Raw genomic sequence first — 19,653 nt, 5'->3', positions numbered from 1 at the left:
GCGTGGAACAAAGGCGCGCATGATAAGCGCCGCCCGGCGGAGCGGCCAGCGCTTTTCGATCAGAGGCCTTTGCATTCCTCGGCTCGAGGGGGTAACATCCGCAACCCTTAAAAACCGACGCAACCCGAGCCATTTGCCGGGAGCGCGTTGAACACCGGTAATTAACGAAGGTACGACCTGGATGCCAGCCGTCAAAGTTAAAGAGAACGAACCCTTCGACGTAGCCCTGCGTCGTTTCAAGCGCTCCTGCGAGAAAGCCGGCGTACTGGCTGAAGTCCGTAGCCGCGAATTCTACGAAAAGCCGACCGCTGAGCGTAAGCGCAAGGCCGCTGCCGCTGTTAAGCGTCACGCCAAGAAAGTGCAGCGCGAACAGCGTCGCAGCGTTCGCCTGTACTAATACCGTACACGCAACGCTCGAATGCCCGGCTCTGGCCGGGCATTGCATTTGAAAGACTCCGCCTCGCGCTTCAGCGAGTGAGCGGAGTTTTTGCTTTTCTACCCATCGTTGTCCCGCGCTTGCGCCGGGCAGTATGCTGAGCGCCTATGGCCGGCCTGATCCCGCAATCCTTCATCGATGACTTGCTCAACCGCACCGACATCGTCGATGTGGTGAGTTCGCGCATCCAGCTGAAGAAGACCGGCAAGAACTACAGCGCCTGCTGCCCGTTCCACAAGGAAAAGACCCCCTCCTTCACCGTCAGCCCCGACAAGCAGTTCTACTACTGCTTCGGCTGCGGTGCCGGCGGCAACGCCCTCGGCTTCGTCATGGACCACGATCAACTGGAGTTTCCCCAGGCGATCGAGGAGCTGGCCAAGCGCGCCGGCATGGACGTGCCGCGCGAGGAAAGTGGTCGCGGACACAAACCCAGACAGCCAGTCGACTCACCGCTCTACCCGCTGCTCAATGCCGCCGCCGAGCACTATCGCCAGGCACTGAAAAGCCATCCACAGCGCAAATACGCGGTGGACTACCTCAAGGGCCGCGGCCTGACCGGCGAAATCGCCCGCGACTTCGGCATCGGCTTCGCCCCGCCCGGCTGGGACAACCTGCTCAAGCAACTGGGCGCCGACGCCCTGCAGCAGAAAGTCATGATCGACGCCGGCCTGCTGATCGAGAACGCCGAGAACGGCAGACGCTACGACCGCTTCCGCGACCGCATCATGTTCCCCATCCGCGACAGCCGCGGCCGGGTGATCGCCTTCGGCGGCCGCGTGCTGGGCGACGACAAGCCCAAGTACCTCAACTCGCCGGAAACCCCGGTGTTCCACAAGGGCCAGGAGCTCTACGGCCTCTACGAGGCGCGCAAGCACAACCGCGATCTCGACGAGATCATGGTGGTCGAAGGCTACATGGACGTCATCGCCCTGGCTCAGCAGGGCCTGCGCAATGCCGTGGCGACACTGGGCACGGCCACCAGCGAAGAACACCTCAAGCGCCTGTTCCGCATCGTGCCCAGCGTGCTGTTCTGCTTCGACGGCGACGCTGCCGGGCGCAATGCCGCCTGGCGCGCCCTGGAGTCCACCCTGTCGAGCCTGCAGGACGGGCGCCGCGCACGCTTTCTGTTCCTGCCCGATGGCGAAGACCCGGACACCCTGGTCCGCGCCGAGGGCACCGACGCCTTCCGCGCACGCATCAACCAGCACGCGCAACCGCTGGCCGACTACTTCTTCCAGCAGCTGTGTGAAGAAGCCGACCCGCGCTCACTGGAAGGCAAGGCACACCTGGTGACCCTGGCCGCGCCGTTGATCGACAAGATTCCCGGCAACAACCTGCGCGCCCTGATGCGCCAGCGCCTGAGCGAGATCACCGGCCTCTCCGGCGAAGCGCTGAGCCAGGTCGCCAGTGCTCCGCGCAGTCACGCGCCGAGCACCACCAGCCAGGCGCCCAGCAGCGATTACCCGGATTACGGCGACATCCCCGACAGCGCCTACTACGACAACCTGCCGGACGTCGGCGGTTACGAGCAGCCCGCACCGCCCCAGCAGCACTACGAGCGCAGCAACGAAGGCGGTAAGGGCAGCTGGAAAAAAGACGGTGGCGGCAAGTGGAACAAGAAGGGCAAGGGCGACTTCGCGCCACGTGCCCCGCGCACTGCCGTGAGCGTCGAATCACCGCACCTGATCGCACTGCGCACGCTGCTGCACCATCCGCACCTGGCGCAGAAGGTCGAAGATGTCAGCCATTTCGCCGACGAAGATGACACCTACGCTCAGCTTCTCGTGGCCTTGGTCGGTGCCCTGCAGAAAGCGCCCAACCTGCGTTCGCTGCAACTGATCGCCCGCTGGCACGGCACCGAACAAGGTCGTCTGCTGCGGGCGCTGGCGGAGAAGGAATGGCTGATCCAGGGTGACAACCTTGAACAGCAGTTTTTCGACACCATTACTACACTTGCAAACAGTCAATCGCAGAGGCGGCGTGAAAAGGCGCTCCGCAGCATCATTCATAAAAGCCCCAGCGAGCTCACAGACGAGGAAAAGACATTGCTCAGAGAGCACTACAGCCTGGCCTCCTCGCAGAGCAGCAAGTCCCCAACTGGCGCCTAAAGCCAAAACCGAGGTATAATCCTCGGCTTGTTTTCAGCCCGCCAAGACCTTCAGTGGATAGGGTGTTATGTCCGTAAAAGCGCAGCAGCAATCTCGTATCAAAGAGTTGATCACCCTGGGTCGTGAGCAGAAGTATCTGACTTACGCAGAGGTCAACGACCACTTGCCTGAGGACATTTCAGATCCTGAGCAGGTGGAAGACATCATCCGCATGATCAATGACATGGGGATCCCGGTACACGAGAGTGCTCCGGATGCAGACGCCCTGATGCTGGCCGATGCCGACACCGACGAGGCTGCAGCCGAAGAGGCCGCAGCAGCACTCGCCGCCGTCGAGACCGATATCGGCCGCACCACTGACCCGGTGCGCATGTACATGCGCGAAATGGGTACCGTGGAACTGCTGACCCGCGAAGGCGAGATCGAAATCGCCAAGCGCATCGAGGAAGGCATCCGCGAAGTCATGAGCGCTATCGCTCACTTCCCCGGCACCGTCGACGGCATCCTCGCCGAGTACACCCGCGTCACCACCGAGGGCGGCCGCCTGGCCGAAGTCCTCAGTGGCTACATCGACCCGGATGACGGCAGCGTGCCTGACGAAGCCGCCGCCCCCGTTCCCGTCAAGGAAGGCGCCGCCGCTGAAGAAAGCGACGACGAAGAAGAAGACGAGAGCGGCGACGACGAGGAAGAAGAAGGCGATGGCGGCCCGGACCCGGAAGAAGCGGCTCGCCGTTTCACCGCCGTGGCCGAGCAGCAGGACAAAGTCCTCAAGGCGCTGAAGAAGCATGGTCGCGGCAGCAAGCAGGCCATTGAAGAGCTGGCCACCCTGGCCGAGCTGTTCATGCCGATCAAGCTGGTGCCCAAGCAGTACGATGCCCTGGTCACCCAGGTGCGCGACGCCCTTGACCGTCTGCGTGCGCAAGAACGCGCCATCATGCAGCTGTGCGTACGTGATGCGCGCATGCCGCGTGCCGACTTCCTGCGCCTGTTCCCGGGCAACGAAATCGACATGGACTGGGCTGCCGACCTGGCCAAGGGCAAGGCCAAGTACGCCGAAGCCCTGGGCAACCTGCAGGGCGACATCCAGCGCTGCCAGCAGAAGCTGGCCGACCTGGAAGCCGAGTGCAGCCTGACCCTGGCCGAGATCAAGGACATCAACCGTCGCATGTCCATCGGCGAAGCGAAAGCTCGCCGCGCCAAGAAGGAAATGGTCGAGGCGAACCTGCGTCTGGTGATCTCCATCGCCAAGAAGTACACCAACCGCGGCCTGCAGTTCCTCGACCTGATCCAGGAAGGCAACATCGGTCTGATGAAGGCGGTGGATAAGTTCGAATACCGTCGCGGCTACAAGTTCTCGACCTACGCCACCTGGTGGATTCGCCAGGCGATCACCCGCTCGATCGCCGACCAGGCGCGCACCATCCGTATTCCGGTGCACATGATCGAGACCATCAACAAGCTCAACCGCATCTCCCGTCAGATGCTCCAGGAAATGGGTCGCGAGCCCACTCCGGAAGAGCTGGGTGAGCGCATGGAAATGCCCGAGGACAAGATCCGCAAGGTATTGAAGATCGCCAAAGAGCCGATCTCCATGGAAACCCCGATTGGCGACGACGAAGATTCGCACCTGGGCGACTTCATCGAGGACAGCACCATGCAGTCCCCGATCGACGTAGCCACCGTCGAAAGCCTCAAGGAAGCCACTCGCGAAGTGCTGGCCGGCCTCACTGCCCGTGAAGCCAAGGTCCTGCGCATGCGCTTCGGTATCGACATGAACACCGACCACACCCTCGAGGAAGTGGGCAAGCAGTTCGATGTCACCCGTGAGCGTATCCGTCAGATCGAAGCCAAGGCGCTGCGCAAGCTGCGCCACCCGACGCGAAGCGAGCATCTGCGCTCCTTCCTCGACGAGTGATACCAGAACCCCCGGCCCAGGCCGGGGGTTTTGCTTTCTGGGCAGCGCGCCCGATCACTCGCCAGCCAAAGGCAGCGCAAACGCTGCAATCAAACTGCCATCCCGGCATGGCCGATCTACACTACGACGATACCGATCGCGAAACGAGGCCGTTATGCCCCGCTTGCCGGCCATTTTGCTGTTGTGCCTGGCGTACTGGATGACCCCGGCCCTAGCCCTGACACTCAACGAGGACGAGCGTACCTGGCTGGCAGCCCACCCCGAACTACGCCTGGGTGTCGATGCATCCTGGCCACCTTTCGAGTTTCGTGACGAACAGGGCAACTATCTCGGCCTGACCGCCGCCTATGTACGGCTGATCGAAGAGCGCCTTGACGTGAATCTGCAGCCCGTCGAGCCCAGCAACTGGAGCGCGATACTGGAGCAGGCGCGCATGGGCCAGGTCGACCTGCTCCCCGGCGTGATGTCGACACCCGAACGCCAGCAATACCTGGCCTTCACTCGCCCCTACCTGGATTTCCCCATCATCATCCTGGCCCGCACTGGCGGACCGCAGCCCAAGCAGCTCAGGGACCTGTACGGCCTGAAAGTCGCCGTCGTCAGTGACTACGCACCGCACGAACTGCTACGCCAGCACCATCCCGACCTCAACCTGCTGCCGCTGCGCAATGTCGCCGCTGCCCTGCAGGCGTTGGCGACCAATCAGGTCGACGCCATGGTCGGCGATCTCGCCTCCAGCGTCTGGAGCCTGCGCCAGCTCAAGCTCGACGGTGTCTATATCAGCGGCGAGACGCCCTATCGCTACCAGTTGGCCATGGCCGCACCGCGCGGCCAGAGCATGCTGGTCGGCATCCTCGACAAACTCTTCGCCGAGCTCAGCGCCGAAGAAATCGCCGCCTTGCAGGAACCCTGGGTCGGCAGCGTGCTGGACAAACGCAGCGTCTGGTACGAAACCCTGCTCTACGGCCTGCCCGCCCTGCTCGGCCTGCTGGCGGTCATCGCCATCATCCTGCGCATCAACCGCCGCCTGAAACGCGAGATGCGCAACCGCGAAGCGCTGGAGCAGGAACTGCGAAACCGCGAGCAGCACTTTCGCGACATGGTCGAAAGCCTTTCGGCCATCACCTGGGAGACAGAGTCCAGCGGGCTCAATTACACCTATGTCTCGCCCCATGCGGAAAAATTGCTGGGCTACCCCCTGCATGAATGGCTGGAGCCCGGCTTCTGGCAGCGCCACCTGCACCCGGACGATCACCAGCGCACCCTGCGCACCTGCCTGGAACAATGCTCGGCCGGCAACGACCACGCCCTGGAATACCGCCTGCTCGCCGCTGACGGGCGCACGGTGTGGGTGCGCGATATCGTCACCCTGCTGCAACGCGACGACCGCCAGGTGATTCGCGGCCTGATGGTCGACATCAGCGACGCCAAGCAGACCGAGCAGGCGCTGCGCCTGTCGGAACAGAAGTTCGCCTCGGTGTTCCAGCAGTGTCCGGACATCCTGATCATCGCCCGGCGCATCGACGGCGTGCTGCTGGAGGTCAACACCGCCTTCACCGAACAGACCGGCATCAGCGTCGAACAGGCCATCGGCAAGACCGCCACCGAACTCGATCTGTGGGGCGTGCCTGGCATCGGCCCGAGCCTGCTGCTGCGTTTGCAGGACGAAAGCCTGCGCAACCTGGAAATGCCCTTCCGCCGCGCCGATGGCAGCCTGTTCACCGGCCTCATCTCGGCCAGCCAATTCGTGCTCGACAACACCCCGGCACTGGTCGTGGTGGTGCGCGACATCAGCCAGCTCAAGAGCACCCAGCAGCAACTGCAGATTTCCGAGGAGAAGTTCGCCAAGGCCTTCCACGCCTCGCCCGATGGACTGCTGATCACCCGTCTGCGCGATGGCCTGCTGGTAGAGGCCAACGACGGTTTCAGCCGCATCACCGGCTACAGCCTCGACGAGATTGCCGAACAAAGCACCCTCAGTCTGGGCATCTGGGCCGACCCGAAAGATCGTGAACGCCTGGTGCAACGCATTCGCGAGCAAGGCAGCGTGCGCGACCTGATCGCCCCGGTGCGCACCAAGAGCGGCCAGTTGCGTCTCTGCGAACTTTCCGCACAGCCGCTGCCCATAGGCGGCGACGAATGCCTGCTGACCATCGCCCGCGACATCACCGAACGCCAGCAGATGCAGGAAGAACTGCAGCAAGCCGCCACCGTCTTCGAAAGCACCGCCGAAGGCGTGCTGATCACCGACCTCGAACAGCGCATCACCGCGGTCAACCGCGCCTTCACCCAGATCACCGGCTACAGCGAGGCCGAAGCTCTCGGCCAGCGCCCCAGCCTGCTCTCCTCCGGCCAGCACGACAACGCCTTCTACGCCGCCATGTGGCACAGCCTGGCGGCCAACGGCCATTGGCAGGGCGAAATCTGGAACAGGCGCAAGAACGGCGAGCTGTACCCTGAATGGCTGACCATCAGTGCCGTACGCAACTGCGATAACCAGATCACCCACTTCGTCGGGGTATTCGCCGACATCTCCAGCCTCAAGCATGCCCAGGCACGCCTCGATCATCAGGCCCACCACGACCCGCTGACCGGCCTGCCCAACCGCCTGCTGTTCGAGAACCGTCTGCGCAGTGCTCTGGATGGCTCACGCGCCGACGACCAACTGGGCGCCGTGCTGTTTCTCGACCTCGACCGCTTCAAGCAGATCAACGACAGCCTCGGCCACCCGGTCGGCGACCAGTTGCTCAAGGCCATCGCCGCGCGCCTGAAACTGCAACTGCGTGATATCGACACCGTGGCCCGTCTCGGCGGCGACGAATTCATCATCCTGCTGCCCGGCCTGCACCAGCCGCAGGACGCCGAACAGGTCGCGCAGAAACTACTCGAATGCTTCGGCGCACCGTTCCAGCTCGACAACCACGAGTTCTTCATCAGCGCCAGCATCGGCATCAGCCTCTACCCCAAGGACGGCCTCGACGTCGCCACCCTGGTGAAGAACGCCGACGCGGCCATGTACCAATCCAAGGCCAAGGGCCGTAACCGCAGCGAGTTCTACACTCGCTCGCTGACCTTCCAGGTCAACGAGCGCATGGCCATGGAACAGGAATTGCGCCGCGCCCTGGAGCGCGACGAACTGTGCCTGTACTACCAGCCCAAGTTCTGCCTGCGCAGCCAGAGCCTGGTCGGTGCCGAAGCGCTGGTACGTTGGCCGCATCCGGTGTTCGGCGACATCCCGCCGGATCGCTTCATCCCGGTGGCCGAAGAAAGCGGGCTGATCCTGCCGCTGGGCGACTGGGTGCTGGAACAAGCCTGCCGCCAACTGCAGGTCTGGCAAGAAAGCGGCCACGGCTTTGGCGCCCTCTCGGTCAACCTCGCCGGCGCACAGCTGCACCAGCCCAGCCTGCTGCCGCGCATCAGCGCACTGCTGCAGCGCTACAACCTGGCGCCGGAGCTGCTGCAACTGGAGATCACCGAGAACTTCATCATGAACCAGGCCGGCGAAGCGCTGGACATCCTCCACCGCCTCAAGCAGCTCGGCGTGCAACTGGCTATCGACGACTTCGGCACCGGCTACTCCTCGCTCAGCTACCTCAAGCGCCTGCCGCTGGACGTGCTGAAAATCGACCAGTCCTTCGTCCGTGGCCTGCCGGACGACTCGCACGACCTGGCGATCACCCGCGCCATCATCGCCCTGGGCAACAGCATGCAACTGACGGTGATCGCCGAAGGCGTGGAAACCAAGGCCCAGGAACTCTGCCTGGCCGCCGAAGGCTGCCTGCAGATCCAGGGCTACGTGGTCAGTTGCCCGCTCTCGGCCGAGGCCTTCACCCGGAAATTTCTCCCGCCAGGTCAAGCGGTTGGCGCTGACGAGAACGCGCCGGTATAATCCGCCGGCCTTCTGGGGGCCTATAGCTCAGTTGGTTAGAGCACTCGACTCATAATCGATTGGTCGCAGGTTCAAGTCCTGCTGGGCCCACCACCTTCAAAGCCGCGCACTGCGCGGCTTTTATGTTTTTCGTGGCCACTACAACTGAGCAGTCCCATACCAACCACGCCGAGCGGGCACCGAAGTCACCGCACGACGTTCCAGCAGCATTGCTGGAACGCCTCCAAACCCAACGCACAGCCCAGCATGGACAGCAAAAAGGGATGATCAGCGTGAATGTTCGAATGAAACTCGGTCTCCTGAGCCTGTTGCCACTGTGGTATTGCCTGCAGAGCCAGGCACAGCCTTCGCTCATCGGGCAATACACCAAGGGCAACGACGTCCTGGCAGCCCAGATCGCCGAGCTACCGGATGAACAGATTCTGGCCGAAGAGCGACACCTGGCCCCGCAAGCCAGCGATATGCTGCGCTCGCTCAAGCCGCTGATTCGTGAGGGCGCTGATGGATTGTCGATTCAGGACCACCTGTTGGCCCAGTTCAAGGCGAAGGGCTGGCATCCAATGCTGGTTGGCTACAGCGGTTACCCAGCTGCCATAGCCGTATCAGTCAACGATGGCGTGCTCAATGGCTTCCCAAGCGATAAGCCCTTTCCCAAAGCCGCACTGGTAACAATCGAACTGGTCAGCGCATCTCCCCGGGCGCATGTCGCCCAGGCCTGGACCTTTGCCACGCCTGACGCCAGTGAAGAGCAAAAAGCCCTGCTGGAAGCCGCTCACAAGGCGTTGCGTAGCGGTATCGAACAGGTCGGTGATGGCGCTTACATCGAGGACATCGGCGAGGCGATGCAGCAGGTGCTCGATGACTACCGCGTGCAGCCCATCGCGGAGTATTCCGGTTACACCATGGGCCAGAAACGCATTCAACCGCCATGGATCATCGGCTATCGAAACAACTACCCCACTCACACCAAGATGAAGAAAGGCCAGGTGCTGAACATCTATGCGATGGCCAATAACGGAAATGAACGAAGGACACGTCTGAACACCGCCAATTTCCTGGAAGTGTTCACCGTGGACGGGCGAGATAGCGTGGTGCTGTCAGCGATGGTCGAGGTAACCGCAGATGGCTACCGCATGCTGAGCGGGTTCGTGGAGTGAACTCAGCGCTCATTTGGCGCCCGAGACTTGCAGAAGGCATTGCAGCGATTGGACAGTGAGCTGAATAGTCGGCACTATCGGCTCACCAAATGAGCCGAATAGGCTCGCTAATCGGCTCATACATGAATGCCTCTATGAATGTCCCACTCTGGATCTGGCAGCAGCCCGACTGGCCGCACTTCAGCTGGGAAGCCGAAGCGCTTGCCCCGCTGCTGCGTGCTTGCAGTCAGGCTCAGGGGCGTTTGTTGGGCATGCTCGGTGCGGTGGGCAGTGACACCGAAGTGCAGAGCAGCCTGGATGCCATGATGCAGAACATCGTCACCTCTTCTGCCATCGAGGGTGAGCAGCTGATTGTCGGCTCGGTGCGTTCATCACTGGCGCGGCGCCTGGGGCTGAACGAAGAAGGCCGCACCACCTCGCGCTCCGAAGGCCTGGCGGAACTGCTGCTCGATGCCACCCACGCACATCAAGAGCCGCTGGACGAACAGCGACTGTTCACCTGGCACCGTTGGTTATTCCCCACCGATGATCAACTTCTGGCTCGCCCACTACACATCGGCGCACTGCGCGGCGAAGAGCCCATGCAGGTAGTTTCGGGTCGGATAGACCGCCCTACCCTACATTTCGAAGCCCCTCCCCGCGTAGGGTTGGAAGCGCAACTGGCGGACTTTCTCGCCTGGTTCGAAAGCAGCCGCCGCGATGCCAGCCTCGACCCCTTTCTGCGCGCCGGTATCGCCCATTTCTGGTTCGTGACCCTGCACCCATTCGATGACGGCAACGGCCGCCTCACTCGCGCCATTACCGACCTGGCATTAGCTCAGGGCGAACAGCAGGCCATCCGCTTTTACGCGATGTCCGCGAGCATCCTCGACGACCGCGCCGGTTACTACCGCATCCTCGAAGCCAGTCAGAAAGGTGGGCTGGATATCACCAGCTGGCTGCAGTGGTTTCTCGCAACCTTACTCAACAGCCTGGAGCAGGCCCTTGCTCGTATCGACCGCGTGCTGGTCAAGGCGCGCTTCTGGCAGGCACACCGCAGCCAAACGCTATCTGCGGAGCAGATCAAAGTGCTGAACCGCCTGCTCGATGGCGGCGAACGGGGTTTCGAAAACGGTATCAGCGCCGCCCAGTACCAGGCCGTAGCCAAGGTATCCAAAGCCACCGCGACCCGCCATCTGAGCGACCTGCTGGAGAAGGGCTGCATCGAGCGACTGCCCGGTGGTGGGCGCAGCACCCGTTACCAGATAGCACGCTGAGCACCTAAGCCGACCAAGTCAGCCTCTGGTGCGTCATCGTGCCATAGGCCAATGGCCACCCCCCGGCGCATTGAAAAATCCCCCCTCCCTCAATCCTTGGCGACAATCTGGATAGAGCGCTACAGGCCTTGAATGCCAATCTGCGGCAAACCAGCCAAGCCATTGACAGACACAATCTGCCAGCGCATAAACTGTCCTCAGTCCTAGGACAAAGGACAGTCGCTAACTGAGGCCGCCATGAAGAGTCAAGACGTTCTGTTGCTAGTCAAGCTGATCTGCCTTGAGCAGCGCGAACGCCTGCAACAGAGGCTTAAGAGCGAAACAGCAGAACTGCTCAAGCAAAGCGACGCCCCCTCACACGACCAGTGGCAAGGCTGGGAGGATGACGCTGAGCAAGATCCACCCGTCCATCAAGACAGTTATTCAGTACGCGCCCTGCAAGCCTCACTGGGCATCAGTAAAAGCGAAATTGCCTCCGCGCTGAAACGCTGCCAACAGACAGGTCTCTTGCGAATAGACCCGAGCACACAGTTACCTCGGGTCAACAGCAAGGCATTGTTGGGCTTCATCGAGCATGGTTTGCGCTACGTATTCCCGGTAAAACCGGCTGAAATCGTTCGAGGCATTCCTACAAGCTTCTCCGCCCCCGTGCTGCAAGGCACCCTGATGAGTGGTGGCGACCTTATCCATGTCTGGCCAGACGCATACGGCAATCGCAAGGGACAATCCATAACGCCCCTGTTCAGGACGGTGCCAGGCGCAGTCAAGAAAGACCCGCGCCTGTATGAATACCTGGCCCTGATCGATGCAATTCGCCTGGGTAACGCCAGAGAAGCCAACCTTGCCAACCAGATGCTGCGCGAGAAGGTGCTGCAGGCATGAGCCGCTCTCATAACATCCAGATGCTCGAAGTGGTCGCCCAGGCACTTGGTCAGGACTTGTGCCAGCAGGTTGCCTTCGTTGGCGGCTGTACCACAGCCTTGCTATTGACCGATGAATTCAGCCTCGAAGAAGTCCGCTACACAGATGATGTGGATCTGGTCATTCATCTCACCGGCTATGCCCAATGGCAAAAGCTGGTCGAACAGTTACGTGAGAAAGGCTTCAAGCAATCCCCTCAAGATGACGTCGTCTGCCGTATGCGCCTGGGTGAGTTGAAAGTTGACTTCATGCCTGAAGATGCAGAGACCGCCGACTTACTGGGCTGCAATAATCGCTGGTTCAAGGATGGTCTGGCCTGCGCGCAGTGGCATGAACTCCCCAGCGGCTGCCGCATTCGCCTGTTCACCCCGCCCTACTTTCTCGGCAGCAAACTCGAGGCCTATGCCGGGCGTGGCGCGCACAACCCACTGGGTAGCCAGGACCTTGAAGACATCCTCAACCTGGTCAATGGCCGCGAAGAACTACTCCAGGAAGTTGAAAGCGCCGCACCCGAGCTACGCGCCTATCTGGCAGAAAAACTTACGGAGCTGCTGAACAACCGCGACTTCGCCTACCTGGTGCAGGATGCCGCCCGTGGCGATAACGAACGTGAACGGATCATCTGGCAGCGGCTGCAACATATTGCCCAGGTAGCGACCTGAATGCGTGCAAGCGTGCAATGGCATACTCAGACCGGTAAACGCATGGCCTACAACCGCGATGCTTATGCCCACCTGGATCTGCCGCAGGCCAGTTTTTATCTGGTCGCCGATGGCAGCAGCCGCCACCCAGGCAGCGGCGAACTGGCCAATGCTCTGCTGGCAGAGCTGATCCAAGGAATCGGCCGCCTGCCTGTAACCGCTCTGAACCGAGAGCAGTTGCCCTCACTGCTGCTGCAGCTAATCGACGACAGCCATCAGACCCTGTGTGAAACACACCCGCATGCGGCCTGCAGTTACCTGGTTCTATGCCTGCTGGCCGATACCGCGCTCAGCATCCACGAAGGCGACTGCTGCCTGGGCCTTGTAGAAGCCGCAGGTGCAATCAGTTGGCTGACTCCCGTGCACTGCATGGCCAACTGGCAAGGCAACCTCGCGCACGCTGAGCTTGCGCAAATGTCATCACGCCACCGCCTGACGCGCTGCTTCAGCCCCAGACGCGTAAGTAACCCCGAAATCAGACACTGGCCGCTTGCCGTCAATCAGCGCTGGCTGCTGGCGACCGATGGTTTCTGGGCCGGGCTGAGCACTTCACAGCAGCAACATTTCTTACATGAAGGTCACCTGAACACACCGCCCACGGACGACGATATCAGTTGCCTGAGCATCATCACGTCACCCATTCCATGAGCCGAATAGCGCCTGTATTCGGCTCATGGATAAACAATCCTTTTGAATGACCCGATCTGGTTCTGGCAGCAGCCCGGCTGGCCACACTGAAATGTCTTCAAAGGCACCAAACCTGGCGTAGCCGCCTAGCGACCATAGGACAATGGTCGCGATCCCCTTGAGCGATTGAAAGCAATTAGCCATTATCCGGGTGTGCCAGGCATCTGGATTTCGGCACGCCTGCTCGCTCGTACAACGAGCGCCACTCAAGCGGCTTTGCTCACGGAAGAAAATATGGACGTCGGCCTCATTCTTCGCCCGCTTATAGACAGCCTGTTCTGGCTGATCCCAGCAGCCCTGCTGATCGGCCTGCTCAAATCGCCCTGGGCCAAGGGGCAGATCGGTGAACTGCTGGTGCGCCTGTTCGCACATTGGCAGCTGGACAAGCAAACCTACCGCCGCCTGCACAACGTCACCCTGAACACACCAGACGGCACCACGCAGATCGACCACGTATTCCTCTCGCCCTACGGCATCTTCGTGCTGGAAACGAAGAACATGAGCGGCTGGATCTTCGGCAGCGAGAAGCAGGCACAGTGGACGCAGAAGCTCTACAAGCGCACGTTCAAATTTCAGAACCCGTTGCGGCAGAACTACAAGCACCTCAAAGCCCTGGAAGCCACCCTTGGCATTGATCCCGCGCACCTGCACTCGGTGATCACCTTTGTCGGCGGCAGCACCTTCAAAACCGAAGTGCCGGCCAACGTGACCCAGGGCATTGGCTTTATCCGCTATATCAAGTCATTCCAGCAGCCGGTATTTAGCGAGGCTGAAGTCGACGCCATGCTGCACGCCCTGCAAACCGGCCGCCGCGCGCCGACCCTCGCCACTCACCGTGAGCATGTGCAAAACCTGAAGCACCGGAGCAATCCGACAGCCGAGAGGCGGTGCCCGAAATGCGGTAGCGCGCTGCTGGTTCGGAGGGTGAAGACCGGACCGAAGGCAGGGCAGCAGTTTTGGGGATGCTCAGCATTTCCCAAGTGCCGGACGATGCAGAGCTTATAGATGCAAAGGAAAGCAGAGAATCATGGTCTGTCCCCAAATACTGGCATTCTTTAATGGTAGGTCTTCAGCGCCCCGCCGCTGCGCTGTAGGTGCTGGCAGTGTAAGATCAGACGCCTAGGGTCATAGATAGCCTCTTTGACCGACCATAATGGCTACGGAGGGCGAAGAATGCTCAGTGTCTTGAAAGCATCACTTGGCGTTGGATGTGGTTTGGGGGCGCTAGCAACCGGTCTGCTCTATTCTTTCTATCGCGAATGGATTAAGTCAGATCTTTTAAATCACCTACCCCCTGAGCTGCTGTACAAGTCGTATATCTATAGTCTAGGGGCTACCGTATTCTGTTTCATAGTGCTGATTGTGGCGCATGTAGGATCGAAGTCTAGTGGTGTCACTGCAACTGCTGACAATGGCGGCACCGCTGTCAACTCGACAGGCAAAGGAAGTGTTAACGTAACCGTTAATAGGCCCAAATGAGATGACTGAATCTCAGACAGCCGAAGCAAATAACGGCGGAATAGCAGTAAACAACAATGGTGGTGAAGTGAGCGTCACCATAACCGCCCTCTCAAAAGTAACCTCCATATTAAATCCACTGTTAATTAAAATTATCGAAGCATACAAGCCTGAAGAATCAATCGATGGTGAAATCGTCGACTATCCTGGAGTAGACGAGAAGCTTGAATATAACGCTGTAGCTGCGTATGCGGAAGACATTCGAGAATACAGTGGTTACATGGGCCTGATAGAGGCCTTAATTGAGAGCATTGATAACGAAGACCCAGGTGCGAAGAGCCGGTTTCTCTGGGCCATTCAACAAAAGTACAAGCAAGCAAAGAAAGAACTGCTTATAGAAGGCAGCATTCGCACAACAAACAAAAGCGAAATTTTTGAATTTATTCAAAATAATTCTGACCGAATTCTACTCAAAGTCTCGAAACTTATTGATGAAACTTTTGAAGGCTTTGACGGCGCCACCATTGAGATCGTGCACTCAGCCAAAGAGCTCATAGTTTGCTACGGCTTTATAAATTGCAAAATTTTAGAGCCACCGAAATGATTTTAAGCAATGCACAATCCCCCGCCAAAAGCCTATATATAATAGGCGGACAAATTCTCTCCACCCTTAAAAACAACAACTTTAGCGAGATGAGCCCACTGCTTTTGCATCGTGAGTTCAATCTAGCCTATGACGAAGTCTCTTTTGCATACTTCATGTATGCTCTAGATTGGCTTTTCATCGCTGGATGCATTGAGCTAACTAAATCCGGCGATATTAGTCTATGCAACTGAAGCTACTATCTGTATTCGATGGCGAGAAGGAAATTCGGCGCATTGAATTCAAAGACGGAATAAACATCATCACCAACTCAGGTGCAAACGGAAATCAGGTCGGTAAAAGCAGCTCTCTTAGAGCCATAAATTTTTGCCTCGGCGGATCCCACGACAGCTTTTGGGTTGACCCCGACAATGGCAAAATAAATGAGCAAATAAAAGACTTCCTTACCAAGGGAACAGTTCGATTTGAGCTTACACTTAAGCTTGCCTCCGGCCTACATAAGCTCAGCAGAACTCTTTTCGCACAAGCTCAAAAGAATCGCGACGTAATAAAGAGCCAAAATTTTATCAATGGCGCTCCTTTCCACGGCAGCGAAAAATACAAAAATGAGGTCGCAAAATTATTTGGCTACCACCGAAGTCAACCGCCTTACGGTGCCATTAAGAATAAATTCTTCAGAATTAATCGCCAGACATGCAACAGCTCAATCAAATATTTGACCGCCTACACAAGCGACAATGAATACTCATTGATATATTCATACTTGTATGGATTTGACGGAATCAATAGTATTCAGGATCTAAACCTTATTGATGACGAAATCATATCCGAGAAAGAGCGCATTAAGGCGCTGCTTGGCGGCCATAAAATCGAAGCTTTAGAATCCACCCTTAAAGAAATTGACTCCCAAATTTCAGACTTAGAATCCCGCGAGGATGACTACGACATTGTTGACAGCCAAAACCATGCAATTTCGAATCTGAAGCAATCCAGGCAGGATGTGGCACTAATTTCTACAAAAATTGCCAACTTAGAAACAAAATTATTTTACAATCAAAAAACAATCGAAAGATATAAGCACAACATTGTTGAAGCTGATATTAATGCGATCTCTGCACTTTATAACGAAGCAAAAGCAGTAATCCCCAACCTAACTAAAACCCTTGAGCAGACTATTGAATTCCATAATTCGATAATGCTTAGGAAAGCGCAATACGTTGAAGAACTGAGCAAAGCGGTTAGAGATGAAATTTATGACTTAAAAACTGAGCTCGGGAATAAGCTTGATACCGAAAAGAAGGTTGTCAAAGATATTTCAAGGGATAGCCAGTTTAGCGGATTTATCCTAATCGAGAAGGAAATTCAAAATAAGCGCGAGGAGCGAGGAAGAATAACCTTCATTGTTGACGAAGTAAGAAACTCAGAAAAAACAATAAAAGAAAAGTCAAAAAAACAAGAAGACATTCGTAAAGATATTGCATTAAGGCATACGGACTTCGATGCCAAACTAGCAGCATTCAATAAAAGCTACCGTTTCATAACCAAGAAAATATTCGGCTCACATTATAATGAGCTGTTAGCAAGTGACGACGGCTTCGGAAAGCTACGATTCTCCATCAAGAATGAAGAGCTAAACACTGGTGACGGCGCACCAAGAGCTGCCGCGATGGCGTTTGATATGGCTTACGTTGACTTTGGCAATAAAAGAAGCTCAAGATTTATCTCGTTTACAGTCCAAGATTATCTAGAGTCGGCAGACGAGGAGAAATTAAAAACGCTCTTCATGATTGCAAATTCGAGAAAGATCCAAACAGTCGTCTCGATCCTTAGTGATAAATTATATGGCTTGAGCAAAACCTTCCTGAAAGAGAATGTAGTGCTCACGCTTTCTGCTGATGACAAATTTTTCAAGATCAAATAATTTAAATGATTCTCTTTACCATATATCGTACCTAGCAAACATTAAACCCTCCTCAATATCCATGCCTTTATATCTAGCGGGACGCTAGCCCACAAAACTGGAACCAATGTGTAGTGGGTTACACATAGTGTTCAAAGCGAGGGGATTGCGCGCAACCTTGCTCCATTCGCATACTTATTCACCGAAATCGGGGACAGATTTATTTTCCTCTGATAGTGGTGCATCACTACCCGTCGCTCTGGCTCTTCCTTTTGTCCCGGCCATCATTATTGCCAGCCAACTCATCCTCAAAGCGCTGCACAAAGCTGCTCAAGCTGATGCCCAGCACCTGACAAATATCCCGGAGCTGGATCAGATCCAGCCGGCGCAGCCCACGTTCAACGTCGCTGACAAACGACTGTGGGCGGTCAAGCGCTTTGGCGAAGTCGTCCTGGGTCAGCCCTGCCTCGACCCGACACTGTTTGAGCAATTTCAAGAAAACCAGGTTTTCGTCTCGATAAACCGACTTTTCCACAGGAGGCGCATCCGTCCGTTGACAGGACAGTCACGGTATATCTACTCTCCAGATATCTGATTTTCAGATATAGAAAACCAAGTAGCCGGGAGGCCTTATGGAAGATGCCTTTATCCCCATCGTACTGATGCGGCACAACCGCCCGCTGCGCGGGGTGATGATCGACCGCCAGCCATGGGTCTGTGCCAGGGAGTTTGCGCGGTTGCTGGGCCATCGCCACCCAGAGCGCATCTGTCGGTTGATGGATGCCGACCAGGTGCGGACGGTGCATTTCCAGCTGGCCAGTGGGCAATTGGAGACGGTGGAGGTGCTCAGTGAGTCGGGCATGTACAGGGCGTTGTGGCGCTTCTCGCATCCGGAGAACCGTCATCTGCGTCGCTGGCTTAGCCATGTGGCCTTGCCGGCGCTGCGCGACAGTGCGGCGCGGGCCGATCATGAGCCATCCCGCTGTCTGATGGCCTGGGACAATCAGCAGGTCAATCTGCTGGAGTGGCAGGGTGAGCTGTGGATCGCCCTGGGCGAGTTGCCGCGCTTCCATCGGCAGCCCCACTCAGCAGCGCGCGAGCCTCAATCGTGGTTGGCGCGCTGGTGGCGAGGGCGTTTACGAGCCGGGGCAGCGCGCGGATCACCGGTCAAGTGGTGACAGCGCAGCGCCTGATCGCCGCCATCAGGATGGCGCGCATGGTGCGATGCGTTTCGGACCCCTGCCATGTAAACGACACACTTTTCCTTGAACCTTTGCCCTTATTGGCCAGTCGGCTTTTAGAACCGTCGCGCTTCGCGGCGCCAGCAAAGGATGCGTGTTATGCGAGACCGCACCAGCAGGATCGCCGTTTCACCACCGCACCTCGAACAGCTATGGCAGCGTTATCAGCGGGTGCGCGCTGCCAGCGAGCGGCTTTGCGAGCCGCTGGAGGCCGAGGACTACGTGATCCAGAGCATGGCGGACGTCAGCCCGCCGAAATGGCATCTGGCGCATGTCACCTGGTTCTTCGAGGCCTTCGTACTGCAGCCCTTCTTGCCGGGCTATCGTCCGCTGGATGAGCGCTACGACCATCTGTTCAATTCCTATTACAAGACCCACAGCACGCCCTTCGAGCGGGCGCGGCGCGGGTTGTTGTCGCGGCCGACGGTAAGCGAGGTGTACGCCTATCGCAGCCATGTCGACCTGGCCATGGCGCAGTTGCTCCAGTCAGGCAGTGAGCTTGCCGACGAGGTGCTGCAGCGGGTCGAGCTGGGGCTGGAGCACGAACAGCAGCATCAGGAGCTGCTGCTGATGGATATCAAGCACATCCTGGCGCAGAACCCCTTGCGCCCGGTCTATCGTCACGACCTCAAGCCGGGCGGCACGGCGGCCGGCGAGATGCGCTGGATCGAGTTTCCCGCCGGGCTGCGCCATGTCGGCCATGCCGGCGATGGCTTTGCCTTCGACTGCGAGCGACCGCAACACCGGGTGTTCGTCGAGGCCTTTCAGCTGGCCAGTCGGCCCGTGAGCAATGGCGAGTACTTGGAGTTCATCCGCGATGGCGGTTATCGCAGCACGGCGCTGTGGCTGGCGGACGGTTGGGACCATATTCAGCGCGCTGGCTGGCAGTCACCGCTGTATTGGCTGCGTGAGGGCGATGACTGGCTGGAGCTGACCCTGGGCGGCCCGCGCGAGCTGGATCTGGATGCGCCGGTTTGTCACCTGAGCTACTTCGAGGCCGAGGCTTTCGCCACCTGGGCGCAGGCGCGTTTGCCACGCGAGGAGGAATGGGAAGTGGCTGCGCAGGACGAACCGCTGTGGGGCAATTTCGTCGAGAACGATCACCTGCAGCCGGTGGCGGCGGGCGCGGGTGATGGCCTGCAGCAGCTCTATGGCGATGTCTGGGAATGGACGGCCAGCGCCTACCGGCCCTACCCCGGCTTTCGGCCGCTGGGCGGCAGCCTGGGTGAGTACAACGGCAAGTTCATGTCAGGGCAGATGGTGCTGCGCGGCGGCAGTTGCGCCACGCCTGAAGACCACGTGCGCCCCACCTATCGCAATTTCTTCTACCCCACGATGCGCTGGCAGTTCTCCGGCCTGCGCCTGGCCAGGGAGCTCTGA

16 protein-coding genes and 1 tRNA gene are annotated in these 19,653 nt (G+C 58.5%); 16 read left to right on the top strand and 1 reads right to left on the bottom strand.

Features of this window, described 5'->3' with window-relative positions:
* The first annotated feature begins 181 nt into the window (after nt 1–181).
* The 14 genes from rpsU to INS93_RS13645 all read left to right on the top strand — a co-directional run bounded on the left by rpsU (nt 182) and on the right by INS93_RS13645 (nt 17,053).
* Complete coding sequence (gene rpsU / locus INS93_RS13705; RefSeq protein WP_003290642.1) at nt 182–397, top strand: 30S ribosomal protein S21; 216 nt, start codon at nt 182–184, stop codon at nt 395–397.
* A gap of 146 nt (nt 398–543) precedes the next feature.
* Nucleotides 544–2,544: a DNA primase gene (gene dnaG, locus INS93_RS13700; protein ID WP_192982842.1), complete on the top strand. Its 2,001-nt coding sequence runs from the start codon at nt 544–546 to the stop codon at nt 2,542–2,544.
* A 67-nt stretch (nt 2,545–2,611) separates the two neighbouring features.
* Nucleotides 2,612–4,459 carry an RNA polymerase sigma factor RpoD gene (gene rpoD / locus INS93_RS13695; protein WP_192982838.1) on the top strand — a complete coding sequence of 616 codons (1,848 nt, stop codon included), beginning with the start codon at nt 2,612–2,614 and terminating at the stop codon, nt 4,457–4,459.
* A 154-nt stretch (nt 4,460–4,613) separates the two neighbouring features.
* Nucleotides 4,614–8,348: an EAL domain-containing protein gene (locus INS93_RS13690; protein ID WP_192982834.1), complete on the top strand. Its 3,735-nt coding sequence runs from the start codon at nt 4,614–4,616 to the stop codon at nt 8,346–8,348.
* Nucleotides 8,349–8,364: 16 nt separating this feature from the next.
* A tRNA-Ile gene (locus INS93_RS13685) sits at nt 8,365–8,441 on the top strand.
* 38 nt (nt 8,442–8,479) lie between these two features.
* Nucleotides 8,480–9,505, top strand: coding sequence for a M24 family metallopeptidase (locus tag INS93_RS13680; RefSeq protein ID WP_319017550.1), 1,026 nt, complete (start codon nt 8,480–8,482; stop codon nt 9,503–9,505).
* 134 nt (nt 9,506–9,639) lie between these two features.
* A complete protein-coding gene (locus INS93_RS13675; protein WP_192982829.1) occupies nt 9,640–10,761 on the top strand; it encodes a Fic family protein in 1,122 nt (373 codons plus the stop codon).
* 237 nt (nt 10,762–10,998) lie between these two features.
* Nucleotides 10,999–11,643: a hypothetical protein gene (locus INS93_RS13670; protein ID WP_192982826.1), complete on the top strand. Its 645-nt coding sequence runs from the start codon at nt 10,999–11,001 to the stop codon at nt 11,641–11,643.
* On the top strand, nt 11,640–12,344 hold the full coding sequence (locus INS93_RS13665; protein WP_192982824.1) for a hypothetical protein: 705 nt from the start codon (nt 11,640–11,642) through the stop codon (nt 12,342–12,344). Before INS93_RS13670 ends, INS93_RS13665 begins: the two co-directional genes overlap by 4 nt.
* Before the next feature lie 12 nt (nt 12,345–12,356).
* Nucleotides 12,357–13,031: a protein phosphatase 2C domain-containing protein gene (locus INS93_RS13660; protein ID WP_319017548.1), complete on the top strand. Its 675-nt coding sequence runs from the start codon at nt 12,357–12,359 to the stop codon at nt 13,029–13,031.
* 273 nt (nt 13,032–13,304) lie between these two features.
* Nucleotides 13,305–14,075 carry a nuclease-related domain-containing protein gene (locus INS93_RS13655; RefSeq protein WP_192982820.1) on the top strand — a complete coding sequence of 257 codons (771 nt, stop codon included), beginning with the start codon at nt 13,305–13,307 and terminating at the stop codon, nt 14,073–14,075.
* A gap of 475 nt (nt 14,076–14,550) precedes the next feature.
* The gene (locus INS93_RS13650) at nt 14,551–15,132 is read left to right on the top strand and encodes a hypothetical protein (protein WP_192982817.1); all 582 of its coding nucleotides are present in this window, start codon (nt 14,551–14,553) and stop codon (nt 15,130–15,132) included.
* Entirely contained in the window at nt 15,129–15,365 is a 237-nt protein-coding gene (locus tag INS93_RS24885; RefSeq protein WP_319017547.1) for an ABC-three component system middle component 6, read from the top strand. The genes INS93_RS13650 and INS93_RS24885 overlap by 4 nt, the downstream gene beginning before the upstream one ends.
* Nucleotides 15,356–17,053, top strand: coding sequence for a DUF2326 domain-containing protein (locus INS93_RS13645; protein WP_192982815.1), 1,698 nt, complete (start codon nt 15,356–15,358; stop codon nt 17,051–17,053). The genes INS93_RS24885 and INS93_RS13645 overlap by 10 nt, the downstream gene beginning before the upstream one ends.
* Before the next feature lie 226 nt (nt 17,054–17,279).
* Here INS93_RS13645 and INS93_RS13640 read toward each other — a convergent pair whose 3' ends face one another.
* Complete coding sequence (locus INS93_RS13640; RefSeq protein ID WP_192982813.1) at nt 17,280–17,567, bottom strand: helix-turn-helix domain-containing protein; 288 nt, start codon at nt 17,565–17,567, stop codon at nt 17,280–17,282.
* A 97-nt stretch (nt 17,568–17,664) separates the two neighbouring features.
* Between INS93_RS13640 and INS93_RS13635 the strand changes: the two genes are divergently transcribed.
* Together INS93_RS13635 and egtB are read left to right on the top strand one after the other, a co-directional pair.
* The gene (locus INS93_RS13635; protein WP_192982812.1) at nt 17,665–18,210 is read left to right on the top strand and encodes a Bro-N domain-containing protein; all 546 of its coding nucleotides are present in this window, start codon (nt 17,665–17,667) and stop codon (nt 18,208–18,210) included.
* 162 nt (nt 18,211–18,372) lie between these two features.
* Complete coding sequence (gene egtB / locus INS93_RS13630; RefSeq protein ID WP_192982810.1) at nt 18,373–19,653, top strand: ergothioneine biosynthesis protein EgtB; 1,281 nt, start codon at nt 18,373–18,375, stop codon at nt 19,651–19,653.

Source organism: Pseudomonas sp. EggHat1, from assembly GCF_014892995.1.
GTDB lineage: Bacteria > Pseudomonadota > Gammaproteobacteria > Pseudomonadales > Pseudomonadaceae > Aquipseudomonas > Aquipseudomonas chaetocerotis.
This window is presented reverse-complemented; position numbering and strand designations above follow the sequence as displayed.